14 protein-coding genes are annotated in these 12345 nt (G+C 44.7%); 4 read left to right on the forward strand and 10 right to left on the reverse strand.

The annotated features are described in order from the left end of the window. Nucleotides 1–190: 190 nt before the first annotated feature. Nucleotides 191–1486: a serine--tRNA ligase gene (serS, locus tag EL309_RS00320; protein ID WP_004284726.1), complete on the forward strand. Its 1296-nt coding sequence runs from the start codon at nucleotides 191–193 to the stop codon at nucleotides 1484–1486. A gap of 83 nt (nucleotides 1487–1569) precedes the next feature. Next, nucleotides 1570–2196, forward strand: coding sequence for a LysE/ArgO family amino acid transporter (locus EL309_RS00325; protein ID WP_004284725.1), 627 nt, complete (start codon nucleotides 1570–1572; stop codon nucleotides 2194–2196). 83 nt (nucleotides 2197–2279) lie between these two features. On the opposite strand, the gene EL309_RS00330 is transcribed toward EL309_RS00325, so the two are convergent. The 10 genes from EL309_RS00330 to gatC form a co-directional block, all read right to left on the reverse strand. Next, complete coding sequence (locus EL309_RS00330) at nucleotides 2280–2699, reverse strand: hypothetical protein (RefSeq protein WP_004284722.1); 420 nt, start codon at nucleotides 2697–2699, stop codon at nucleotides 2280–2282. 89 nt (nucleotides 2700–2788) lie between these two features. After that, nucleotides 2789–3793: a DNA polymerase III subunit delta gene (gene holA, locus EL309_RS00335; protein ID WP_004284721.1), complete on the reverse strand. Its 1005-nt coding sequence runs from the start codon at nucleotides 3791–3793 to the stop codon at nucleotides 2789–2791. Next, nucleotides 3793–4272 (reverse strand): LPS-assembly lipoprotein LptE, encoded by a 480-nt coding sequence (locus tag EL309_RS00340; protein ID WP_004284720.1) that lies wholly within the window; start codon nucleotides 4270–4272, stop codon nucleotides 3793–3795. The genes holA and EL309_RS00340 overlap by 1 nt, the downstream gene beginning before the upstream one ends. A 74-nt stretch (nucleotides 4273–4346) precedes the next feature. Beyond that, complete coding sequence (gatB, locus tag EL309_RS00345) at nucleotides 4347–5774, reverse strand: Asp-tRNA(Asn)/Glu-tRNA(Gln) amidotransferase subunit GatB (protein WP_004284718.1); 1428 nt, start codon at nucleotides 5772–5774, stop codon at nucleotides 4347–4349. A gap of 13 nt (nucleotides 5775–5787) precedes the next feature. Further along, nucleotides 5788–6414 (reverse strand): MutH/Sau3AI family endonuclease, encoded by a 627-nt coding sequence (locus EL309_RS00350; RefSeq protein WP_081463204.1) that lies wholly within the window; start codon nucleotides 6412–6414, stop codon nucleotides 5788–5790. After that, nucleotides 6404–7222: a DNA-methyltransferase gene (locus EL309_RS00355; protein ID WP_004284717.1), complete on the reverse strand. Its 819-nt coding sequence runs from the start codon at nucleotides 7220–7222 to the stop codon at nucleotides 6404–6406. Before EL309_RS00355 ends, EL309_RS00350 begins: the two co-directional genes overlap by 11 nt. Beyond that, nucleotides 7212–8030, reverse strand: coding sequence for a DNA adenine methylase (locus EL309_RS00360; RefSeq protein ID WP_004284716.1), 819 nt, complete (start codon nucleotides 8028–8030; stop codon nucleotides 7212–7214). Before EL309_RS00360 ends, EL309_RS00355 begins: the two co-directional genes overlap by 11 nt. Nucleotides 8031–8035: 5 nt before the next feature. Beyond that, entirely contained in the window at nucleotides 8036–8242 is a 207-nt protein-coding gene (locus EL309_RS00365; RefSeq protein ID WP_004284714.1) for a hypothetical protein, read from the reverse strand. Between the two features lie 95 nt (nucleotides 8243–8337). Continuing rightward, nucleotides 8338–9792, reverse strand: a complete 1455-nt coding sequence (gatA, locus tag EL309_RS00370) for an Asp-tRNA(Asn)/Glu-tRNA(Gln) amidotransferase subunit GatA (protein ID WP_004284711.1) — start codon at nucleotides 9790–9792, stop codon at nucleotides 8338–8340. An 80-nt stretch (nucleotides 9793–9872) separates the two neighbouring features. After that, nucleotides 9873–10163, reverse strand: coding sequence for an Asp-tRNA(Asn)/Glu-tRNA(Gln) amidotransferase subunit GatC (gene gatC, locus EL309_RS00375; protein ID WP_004284709.1), 291 nt, complete (start codon nucleotides 10161–10163; stop codon nucleotides 9873–9875). A 242-nt stretch (nucleotides 10164–10405) separates the two neighbouring features. Between gatC and EL309_RS00380 the strand changes: the two genes are divergently transcribed. After that, nucleotides 10406–11446, forward strand: a complete 1041-nt coding sequence (locus EL309_RS00380; RefSeq protein ID WP_004284707.1) for a rod shape-determining protein — start codon at nucleotides 10406–10408, stop codon at nucleotides 11444–11446. Between the two features lie 23 nt (nucleotides 11447–11469). Beyond that, nucleotides 11470–12303 carry a rod shape-determining protein MreC gene (mreC, locus tag EL309_RS00385; RefSeq protein ID WP_004284705.1) on the forward strand — a complete coding sequence of 278 codons (834 nt, stop codon included), beginning with the start codon at nucleotides 11470–11472 and terminating at the stop codon, nucleotides 12301–12303. Nucleotides 12304–12345: the final 42 nt, after the last annotated feature.

Consider the following 12345-nt stretch of genomic DNA (forward strand, 5'->3'; position numbering starts at 1 on the left):
AGATGTAGTTATAGTCAACCTAAAAAGAAACTAGCCCCAATAATTTAACATAATATTTATTATACGAAAAATAAGATGGTATAATTCTAAAAAAATCAGGATAATTTTTATATGGATATTCTCAAAAACATTGCCAAATTTGGTTTACAATAATGCCATTTTATACATCAACTGCTTTATGGAATAAATTATGTTAGACATCCAACTTCTCCGTAACGAAACTGCTGCTGTTGCCTCTCGTTTGGCTGATCGCGGTTATGAATTTGATACTGCTTCTTTTGAAGCTATGGAAGCTAAGCGTAAACAGTTGCAAGTGCGTACAGAGGAATTGCAGGCCGCCAGAAACAGTGAGTCTAAAAAAATCGGTATGCTTAAAGGCCAAGGTAAGCATGAAGAAGCTGAACAAGTGATGGCTGAAGTTGCCAGAATTAAAGAAGAGTTAGAAAAAACGGCCAATGATTATGAAGCGGTTCAGACTGAATTGGATTCTTGGGTAATGGGTATTCCTAATCTGCCGTACGTAGATGTGCCGAAAGGACAAAACGAAACCGAAAATGTTGAAGTGCGTAAAGTGGGTACGCCCAAAGAATTTGATTTTGATATCAAAGATCATGTAGATTTAGGCGCACCTTTGGGATTGGATTTCGAATCCGGAGCTAAACTTTCAGGCTCGCGTTTTACGGTAATGAAGGGCTCGATTGCCCGCCTGCATCGTGCTTTGGCTCAACTTATGTTGGATACCCATACTTCACTGCACGGCTATACTGAGTTTTATACGCCTTATATTGTGAATGACTCGGCGTTATTTGGCACTGGCCAGCTGCCTAAATTCAGTGAAGATCTGTTTCATGTTACGCGCGGTGGTGATGAAAGTAAGCAAACACAATATCTGATTCCGACTGCAGAAGTTACATTGACAAATACGGTTGCAGATACGATTTTGCCTTCAGATGCCCTACCCTTGAAGTTGACTGCTCACTCTCCCTGTTTCCGTTCTGAAGCCGGTGCTTACGGTAAAGATGTCCGCGGTTTGATCCGCCAACATCAATTTGACAAGGTTGAGATGGTTCAAGTTGTGCATCCGGACCATTCTTACCAAGCGCTTGAGGAAATGGTTTCCCATGCAGAAAGAATTTTGCAGTTGTTGGAGCTTCCTTATCGCGTGATTGTGTTGTGTACCGGCGATATGGGCTTCGGTGCCAGCAAGACTTATGATTTGGAAGTATGGGTTCCGGCTCAGAATACTTACCGTGAAATCTCCAGTTGCTCTAATTGTGAAGATTTTCAAGCACGACGCATGAAAGCCCGTTTTAAAGATGAAAACGGTAAAAACCGTCTGGTGCATACATTGAACGGTTCTGGCTTGGCTGTCGGAAGAACTTTGGTTGCGGTGTTGGAAAACCATCAGAATGCTGACGGTAGCATTAATATTCCTAAGGCTTTGCAACCTTATATGGGCGGCAAAACCAAGCTGGAAGCAGCATAAGTAATATTGTGATTATCTATTTTGTAGAGGCCGTCTGAAAAAATCAGTATTTTTCAGACGGCCTGTTTAATAAGTAAATTTAAATGACGGCTTTTTTTAACGGTTTGATGATTACCGGTGGTTTGATTATCGCTATTGGTGCTCAGAATGCTTTTGTTTTAAAGCAAGGCTTGTTGAAGCAGAATATCAGCATTGTGGTTTTGCTTTGCTGGTTATGCGATTTTGTACTCATAGCCTGCGGAACGTTTGGTGTATCCGCCCTTTTCTCTCAAAACAGCACGGCTTCATTAATCTTATCTGCATCAGGCGGGATATTTCTGTTACTTTATGGATTGGCGGGCTTGAAGCGGGCTTTTCGGGCAAATAATGCTTTAATAGTCGCTGCCGGAAATAAAATTGACCCCCCTACTGCTTGGAAAACGGCTACTGCAACGTTAGCCATTACTCTGCTGAATCCGCATGTTTATATTGATACCATTATGTTGATTGGCGGTAGTGCGGCAGCTTTGTCTTTTCAAGAAAAATGGTATTTTTTATCAGGTGCTTTAATGACTTCCGCCATTTGGTTTTGCAGTATCGGGTTTGGTGCAAGACTGTTGTTGCCTTTATTTCGGAGGGAAACAACTTGGCAGATATTGGACCTTATAATTGCGGTCATGATGTTTTACTTATCTTATACATTGCTCTTACCGGTTTGGGAAATACTTTAAGCAATATGGATAAATTAATGAAAAATAAAGTGGTTGGAGCATTTTTCGCTTCAACCACTTTATTTTTCAGACGGCCTATTCTATCAGCGGAAAGGTCTTCTTTGACCACGGCTTTGCTGCGCAGCCATTTGATTTAATTCTTGCTTGGTCGGACGGTGTTTGAAAAACTTATGGGCTTCATCAACAGAACATTGTCTAGCCAAACACATAATGGTAACCGCATCTTTTTGAGCTTGTCCGCCGGAATGATACATACGGCGCAGGTTAGGTTCGCTTACTTTGCCGTTCTCAGGATCAATATCGAATTTTTTTAATCTTTCAATAAATTGCTTTTGTTGGCGACGTGAAGCCCAAATCATACCGCCGGCAACAGCTGCCATGATGATAACAGCCAATAAAATGGCAATCGGCCACGAATCGGTAAACAATACAAGAATCAGGCTTAATACGGCGGTTGCCAACAAGGCCAAGCCGCCTAAACGGATTTTGGTTTTGGTGTCCATAAATTACGTTTCCTTCAATTGTTCAGTTGCTTAACTTCCTGAAAAGCTCAGGCGTATTATTGTAGGTTTATTAAGAGCGGTATTATACTTTATACAGCCAGCCCCGTAACCAAATGTTTGAATTCCGACCATGCATTCCCTGTTTCCGCTCCTTTGATAATGCGGTCTATCTTGGCACAATCTTGTAAAGCCTGAAGCAGACGGTTAATCTGAATGCGTTTGACAGCTATGGGGGCTAAAGTCTGTTTGTCTCCCCACAATCTTAAGCTATTTCTTACCGCCTGCACGCTCTGTCCTTGTTTCAAAGCGGCCGTCAGGCGTATCAAGGTTCGGATATCTTCTGCCACCGCCCACAATAACAATACAGGCTCTTCCCCGTCTGCTTCCAAGCCTTCGAGCAGCCTGGTCACGCGTGCTGCATCGCCCTTCATCCAAGCGCTTGCCAATTGGAACACATCAAAACGGGCCACATTGGCTACGGCATTTTCCGCATCGGTCACGCTAACGGTATAGCCTTGGGGGTATACCAAAGCCAGTTTGTCTATTTCCTGTTTGGCCGCAAGCAGGTTCCCTTCAACCCGATCTGCAAATAAAGCCAAAGCATCTGGCTCGATGTTTAGTTTCTTTTTTTTCAGACGGCCTTCTATCCAAGGTTTCAATGCAGCCTCGCTAACCGGCTTGGCTTCAAACACCCAACCTTTGGAAGATAAAGCAGTAAACCATTTAGCTTGTATTTGTGCTTTTTCTAACTTGGGAAATATGACGACGACAACGGTGTCTTCAGGAAGATGTTCTGCAATAGCCTGCAAAACTTCTCCGCCCTGCTTTCCGGGTTTTCCGTTAGGAACGTGGATTTCCAACAATTTTAAATCGGCAAACAATCCCATGCTTCCTGCCGAATGAAGCAATTCGTTCCAATCAAAAGAAGCAGAATCGGCAGTATAGATTTCCCGATTCAAATAGCCTTGCTGCTTGGCCGCCAAGCGCAAAATATCCAAAGCTTCAATTCGCAGCAAATCTTCTTCGCCATGAATAACATATAACGGCTGTAAAGCCATTTGTTCGGAAAACTGCTCGATTTGTATAGCTGCCATTATTGCGCTTTCAAAAAGCTGAGACGGCGGACAATCTGTTCAGCTGCATCCGATCGCATTTCCGCCCAAATCAAAGCTTCTTCCTCCTGCTTGCCCAAAACTTGGCCGTCTGCATAATCCATAGCACGTTGAACTGTTACCGAGATGGGTTTGCCGAGAGGCTGCCCATGATGAAAAGCTTGAGCTTGGACAGATAAAGTGAGTAAATATTCATTAATATCGGCAGCACGGGTAATAGTGTAGATATCCCGACGCGTTTCAACTTGTTGCACGACAATGGAAGCCTGAGCTTCGGCACGACTCACTGCACGGCCGTCTGCGCGGTGTAGCGCATTCTCCAAAGCTTGATCGATTTGCGCACCGTCTACATACCAAGCATGGTAAGGCAATGCAGAAGACAAACCACCCTGCCCTTTTAAATGGAATCCGCAGGCCGACAAGGCAAAGCTGCAAACAGACAAAAATATCCATTTTTTCATGGCACAACTCCTAGTGATTAATGCCGTCTGAAATTTAATTGGGTTTAATTTCAGACGGCATATTCAGACAAACGTTAGGAAAGTTTCGCTTTCAGCAATTCCTGCACCTGCTGCGGATTGGCTTTGCCTTTGCTGGCTTTCATCACTTGACCCACCAGCGCGTTAAAGGCTTTTTCTTTACCGGCCTTGAATTCTTCCACCGATTTGGCGTTGCCCGCCAACACTTCGTCGATGATTTTTTCAATCGCGCCGGTGTCGGTCATCTGTTTCAAACCGTCGCGCTCGATAATGGCCTCGGCATCCAAATCGCTGCTCCACATCGCTTCAAACACCTGTTTGGCGAGTTTGTTGCTTAATGTGCCGTCAGCGATTTTCGCTACCAATCCGGCCAAGCGGTCGGCCTGAATCGGGCTTTCAGACAGGCTCAAACCTTCTTTGTTCAATGTAGCGGCCAATTCGCCGTTCATCCAGTTTGCCACTAACTTACCTTGTCTGCTGGCTTGGGCTGCGGTTTCAAAGAAAGCGGCTTGAGAGCGACTGGCGGTCAACAAACGGGCATCGTAGTCGCTCACGCCGAAATCGCGGATAAAGCGTTGCGCCATTTCAGACGGCAGCTCAGGCATTTCGCTGCGGGCGCGTTCCATTTGCTCGTCGGAAATGATCACCGGTAGCAAGTCAGGGTCGGGGAAATAGCGGTAATCGTGTGCATCTTCTTTCAGGCGCATCACGCGGGTTTCGCCTTTATCGGGGTCAAACAGCATTGTCGCTTGCTGCACTTTGCCGCCGTCTTCCAAAATCTCAATTTGGCTTTCCACTTCATAATTAATCGCCTGTTCCAAGAAGCGGAAAGAGTTTAAGTTTTTGATTTCACGACGAGTACCGAATTCCTGCTGGCCTTTCGGGCGCACCGATACGTTGGCATCGATACGGAACGAACCCTCCGCCATATTGCCGTCGCAAATATCCAGCCACGTTACCAAGCCGTGCAAAGCTTTGGCATAAGCCACGGCCTCGGCTGCGGAACGCATTTCCGGCTCGGAAACCACTTCCAGCAGAGGCGTACCGGCGCGGTTGAGGTCGATGCCCGTTGCACCGTTCAAACCTTCATGCACCGATTTGCCCGCATCTTCTTCCATGTGCGCACGGGTAACGTTGATGGTTTTGACTTCGTCGCCCACCACAATCTCCAACTTGCCGTGTTCCACAATCGGCAAATCCAACTGGCTGATTTGATAGCCTTTGGGTAAATCGGGGTAGAAATAGTTTTTACGGTCAAACACGTTTTTGCGGTTGATTTTCGCATCCAAAGCCAAACCGAGTTTGATGGCTTTTTCGACCACTTCGCGGTTCATCACCGGTAACACGCCCGGCAAAGCGCATTCCACCACACTGGCATGCGCGTTCGGCTCGGCACCGAAAGCGGTAGAAGCACCGCTGAAAATTTTGGATTTGGTATTTAATTGGACGTGGATTTCCAGTCCGATTACAGTTTCCCAGGTCATAAGGGGCTTTCTATCAGTTATTTTGTAAGTTAATAAATTGAGCTAAAAAAACAGGCCGTGCATAAAATGCACGAGTTGTTGAGCCATGTCCTGACCCTTTGGTTCGAGGCTGAATGTACCTACCCATCTTACCAGTCAGAGAATTGAATCCCAAAGAAGGGTTTAGAAGCGTTTGTCGAACCAAGTCGTAATCTGCCTTAACCGCTGTATAAAGTTCAGTTCCTTCGTCAAGATCAAATTCAACTATATCGTGAATAAAACTAGGATCATCAACTGTTCGCCCGACAGTTCGTGCTACTACTACAGCTTTTTTTAACTTTGACAATAAGTGACTGTCTTCAAAATCTTTTTGACAGACATTTACGGGATCTATCATCGTAACAGCCATAGTCTCTTTGAAAGCGAGATTACCATTACGCAAAGTTTTCAACGGTACGGATTTCAATTCCCAAGAACCAAAATTTGGGGATTGAGCTGAATTTAATGGAAGCTCTAAAAAACGCTCTACTACATGACCAGCCCAGCCTTTATTCACTTTACCTGATGGGGCATAAACAGTTACACCGTATTCAGCGGCTAAATCGTGAAGATTTCGACCAATCAATGCTTGCATTCTTTCAATTGCTTCTCTACGTTCCATTCCCTAACCTTTTCTTCGATAATTCAAAAAATTCTTCTTCCATTTCACATCCACAAAATTTCCGCCCATTTTTTAATGCAGCTATGCCTGTTGTTCCACTTCCCATAAACGGGTCAAAAATCAAATCTCCTACATTGGAGGCCGCCTGAATGCATCGCTCAACCAAAGCCAACGGTTTTTGTGTTGGGTGTTTACCCAATGCTTTTTCTGTTTTACTTGGTGGTGCAATTTTCCAGACACATTTCATTTGTTTATCGTTGTTTTGTGCTTTTATTACATCATAATGAAAAGTATGTTTGGCTTTTTTGCTTTTCTTCGCCCATAGCAGTGTTTCAGTTGAATGTGTGAAAAAACGGCAGGATAAATTTGGCGGTGGATTGGGTTTTTCCCATGTAATGTTGTTCAAAATATGGTAGCCGATGATTTGCATCAGGTAGCCTATCAAGTAAATATTATGATAAGTACCGCATACCCATATTGTGCCGTTTGGTTTCAATAGTGCGTAAGATAGGCGTAACCACTCTTCATAAAATTCTAAATCGGCAGATAACCCTTGAGATTTATCCCATCGGCCTTTATTTACCGAAACCATTTGCCCGTTTTGGCAGGTAAAACCATCATTGGACAAAAAATAAGGCGGGTCTGCAAAAATCATATCGAAGCAGCCGTTTGGATATTTATCCAAAATACGGCGCATAACAGTTAAAGCATTTTCGTTATAAATCACGAGGCCGTCTGAAATATGTTTTTTCAAGCCAATATGGTAAGCTGCTGCTTCTTCTTTTAACCAGTTAAATTCACTCGCCATATATCGCCAACAATTCGCCTACTTTTTGCCTACTGCTACCTTTTGCTGCAATATTTCTTTGCACGTCAATGGTTTCTAATCGTGCTTCTTTGTAAATCTCTCGGGTAAAGGCTGTATCATGATTGGAAATCAATACACCTTGAGATTGTATTGAAATTTGTTTGGCTGTTTCAGCTAAACGGGTTTGGTCATTTAAATCAAATCCGCCTTTAGCATAAGCGGTAAATGAAGCTGTTTCACTCAAAGGCACATAAGGCGGATCGCAATACACGATATCATCGCTATTTGTCAAATCCAAGGCCGTCTGAAAATCAGCACACATCAACTCAATACGGTTGGCTTTCGCAATAAATGCCAACATTTCCATTTCAGGGAAATAAGGTGTTTTGTAGCGGCCAAAAGGCACATTAAAAGCACCTTTGCTGTTATATCTGCATAAACCGTTGAATGCGTGGCGGTTTAAATAAATAAATAAAGCGGAACGTTCGCTTAATTCTCGAGAAGAATTAAATTTTTCCCGTAATTCGTAAAAGCGAATTTCCTGATTATTTTCTAAAGTAAAAAAAGAACGAGCATAATTAATAAATTGCTGTTTTTCTTCTTTAAGTATATGAAATAAACCAATTAAATCAGGATTGGTATCATTTAACAAATAAGCTTCAAAATCCAAAGCCATTGACACGGCAGCAGAACCCGCGAACGGTTCGATAAGGCGTTTGCGGGGTTGTTTAGGCAGATTAAATTCAATAAATGGGGCAAGTTTGAATTTCCCACCAGCCCATTTTAAAAAAGGTTTAGAAGAGGCCATCGGATTTAAGCGGCAATAAGTAATTTATAGTTTTGTGCAGCTTCTAAAGCTTCTTCAAAGTTTTCACATTCAAATGTTTCAATATAGGCTTGGTCTTTGTCAGCAATTTGAGCATTGAATATATCCACTATATATTCTTCAGTTTCTTCGTCAAAAGAGATAAAGAAGTCTACAGTTTTATCAAAGTTCAAACCTTCTTGATAAGTGTTCATATTTAAATATCTTTCATCATTTGTATTTAATCGAACGAGTCATTAAGGCAGCTTGAATTTTTCAGACGGCCTTATTATTTTCAGGTAGCCCTTTTTTAAACACCGGTGGGCGTTTTGCTGTGCCAATCACTTTCCAGCTGCATCTGATGCGCCACGCCCAGCAATTTCGCTTCGGCGAAATAATTGCCAATTAACTGTACGCCAATAGGCAGGCCGTCTGAAGAGAAGCCTGCGGGCAGGGTCATGGCGGGGAGGCCGGCGAGGTTGACGGCGATGGTGTAGATGTCGCTCAGATACATTTGCACGGGGTCGTTGATGTCGCTGCCCAGTTTAGGCGCGGCGGTCGGTGCGGTCGGTGCGAGGATGATGTCGCATTGCTGTAAGGCCGTCTGAAAATCGTTGGCGACCAAGCGGCGCAGTTTTTGGGCTTTCAGGTAGTAGGCATCGTAATAGCCGTGGCTGAGTACATAGGTGCCGATCATGATGCGGCGTTTGACTTCGCTGCCGAAGCCTTCGGCGCGGGTGTTGCTGTACAGCTCTTCCAAGTTGCCGAACTGCTCGGCACGGTGTCCGTAGCGCACGCCGTCGTAGCGCGACAGGTTGGTGCTGGCTTCGGCGGAGGCGAGCACATAGTAAGCGGGGATGGAAAGCTCGGTTTGCGGCAGGCTCACTTCTACCATTTCCGCGCCTTGTGCTTTTAATAGGTCGATGGCCGTCTGAACGGTTTTTTGTACGTCTGCGCTCATGCCTTCGCCGAAATATTCTTTGGGCAGGCCGACTTTCAAGCCTTTGAGGGGTTGGTTCAGGTCGCGGGTGTAGTCTTCTTTGGCGCGTTCCAAACTGGTGGAATCGCGCTCGTCAAAGCTTGCCATGGCATTCAGCAGAATGGCGCAGTCTTCGGCGGTTTGCGCCATCGGGCCGGCTTGGTCGAAGCTGGAGGCGTAAGCCACCATGCCGAAACGGGAAACGACGCCGTAAGTGGGTTTCAGTCCGGTGATGCCGCAATGTGAGGCGGGTTGGCGGATGGAGCCGCCGGTGTCGGAGCCTAAAGCTGCCGGTGCCAAACGGGCTGCTACCACGGCTGCGGAACCGCCGGAAGAGCCGCCGGGCACGTTTTCCAAGTTCCACGGGTTTTTGGTGGCGCCGTAGAACGAAGTTTCGTTGGTCGAACCCATGGCAAATTCGTCCATATTGGTGCGGCCGAGGGTTACCATGCCTTCGTTAAGCAGGTTTTGAACCACTGTGGCGGTGTAGGGAGAAATGAAGTTGTCGAGCATTTTGCTGGAGCAGGCGCTTTTCCAGCCTTTTTGGCAGAAGATGTCTTTATAGGCAATCGGTACGCCGGTGAGGATGCCTGCGTTGCCGGCGGCGATGCGTTCGTCTGCGGCTCTGGCTTCGGCGAGCGTGAGGTCTTTATCTAAGGTAATGTAGCCGTTGATGGAGGGGTTTCGGGCATCAATGGCATTCAAGTATTCTTGCGCCAGCTCAGTGGCGGAAATTTGTTTGCTGTGCAGCAATTTGCTGGCTTGTTTTAAGGTGTATTGGGTCATGTTTGTCTTTCAATTTTTTCAGACGGCCTATGAAAAATAATTTCAATATCGATAGATGAAAGGCCGTCTGAAAATACAACTTATTCTTCGATAACTTGTGGCACGATATACAAGCGCTCACGGACTTCGGGAGCAACGGTTTGATATTCCGCTGCATGATCGGTTTCCGTAACTTCATCTTTTCTTAAACGCAATGCAACTTCATGCGGATGCGCCATAGGCTCCACTCCTTGCGTATCTACACCCTGCATTTTCTCAACCAATGCAAAAATATCGTTTAGTTCTTGCAAGTTTTGTGCTTTTTCTTCTTCAGTAAGGCTCAGGCGGGAAAGTTTGGCAATTTTTTCCACATCACTCAATGTCAGTGCCATAAAAAATCCTTAATTTTTGATTAGCAAAACACCCAATCTAAGGTATCATTGCAGATTGCTCCGTTTAATCGCAAGATTATAACTGAAACCTTTGCAGAATGCAGCGTCATCACGATATCGGGCGTATTTGCCAAATTAAACAATCTATCTGTTTTACAGCATGGCGCTGAATTTATTTGTTAATGTAAAAGTATATAAACTAGAAGCAACACATTGTTGCCCACAACATTTAGGAAGTTTTCATGTTTCGCTTTTTAACACGTTATTTTTCCAATGATCTGGCCATTGATTTGGGTACGGCCAACACGCTGATTTATATCCGCAATAAGGGTATTGTTTTGGACGAACCTTCGGTTGTGGCCATGCAAAACGATGTTGCACACGGTAAAAGTGTCATTTTGGCAGTAGGAACCGAAGCTAAAAAAATGTTGGGCCGCACTCCGGGCAGCATTCAGGCTATCCGCCCGATGAAAGACGGTGTGATTGCCGATTTCAACGTTACTGAAAAAATGTTGAAACAATTCATTAAAAAAGTAAACAACAGCCGCTTTGCCGCTGCTCCCCGTATCGTCATTTGTGTACCTTGCGGCTCTACGCAAGTGGAACGTAAAGCGATTCGCGATTCTGCTCTTGCAGCCGGTGCCTCAACTGTTAATCTAATTGAAGAACCGATGGCGGCTGCAATCGGAGCCGGCTTGCCGATTGAAGAAGCAACAGGCTCTATGGTTGTGGATATTGGCGGCGGCACTACCGAAGTCGGCGTTATTTCCCTTTCCGGTGTTGTTTATTCTCATTCCATCCGCGTTGGCGGAGATGCTTTTGACGATAGCATTATCAATTATGTCCGCCGCAACTACGGTATGTTGATTGGTGAAGCAACTGCTGAAGAAATCAAGAAAAATATCGGCTCTGCTTTCCCCGGCATGGAAGTCAAAGAAATTGAAGTCAAAGGCCGGAATTTGGCAGAAGGTATTCCCCGCTCATTCACAATCAGCTCCAACGAAGTCTTAGAAGCTTTGACAGAACCTTTAAACCAAATCGTTCAATCTGTAAAAAATGCGTTGGAACAAACGCCCCCTGAGTTGGGAGCAGATATCGCCGAGCGCGGTTTGGTATTAACCGGTGGCGGTGCTCTTTTGAAGGGATTGGATCGTTTATTGGCTGAAGAAACCGGCTTGCCGGTAATGATTGCGGAAGATCCTTTGACTTGTGTTGCACGAGGCTCAGGCAAAGCTCTGGATATGATCGGAAAATTAAATTCCGTATTTGTTGTTAACCCGTAAGAATTTCAGTTACCGACTTCATTATGGCCGAACAGCCCTTAAACTTTACCCAAAAAGGCATCCGACCAATCAATAAACTGCTTATGTTGTCGTTAGTCAGCATTATATTGATGGTATTGGATAATCGGTATTCAGCCGTTCAGCAAGCTAAAAGCATTGCTGCAACGGCTTTATACCCGTTGCAATGGTTTGCAAACCAACCTGTTCGGCTGTATGAATATATTAGTAGCTTCACTCAAGCTCAAGCAGCTTTATTAACTGAAAATCAGAGCCTTAAACAAGAAAATGGCCGTCTGAAAATTTTAATCAAGCAAAATGAAATACAGCAAGCGGAATTAAACGAATTAAAAAATCTTCATGCTTTAAAGCAAAACGGAATTCGATCGGCCATTACAGCGGAAGTTATTTCAAACGGCAAAAATCCTTTATCTGATAAGCTGATTATCAATCGAGGCAGCAATCAAGGTGTTAATTCCGGTGATGCAGTCGTGGATTCAAACGGTCTGATTGGCCAAATTACGCAAACCCAAGCTTTCAGTTCGGAATTGACTCTACTTACCAACAGCCAAAATGTTATTCCGGTCATGATTGCGAGAACGGGAGTAAGAAGCCTGCTTTACGGTAGCGGCGGTTCGGTAAGCCTTCGCTATTTCCCAATTGATGCGGATTTGCGCCCTGACGATATTTTAGTTACCTCCGGGTTGGACAGTATTTATCCTATGGGAATACCTATCGCAAAAACCACACAAGTCATTCGTGTTCAAGGTTCTCCTTACTATCGGGTTACATTGGAGCCGCTGTCTCATTTTAGAAGCAGTAAATACGTTATGGTATTGCCTCAAAAAAACTCCCCGTAGACAATTCAAGAAAATCCTGCCGAACATAAATAATAATATCCG

Source organism: Neisseria weaveri (assembly GCF_900638685.1).
Classification (GTDB): domain Bacteria; phylum Pseudomonadota; class Gammaproteobacteria; order Burkholderiales; family Neisseriaceae; genus Neisseria; species Neisseria weaveri.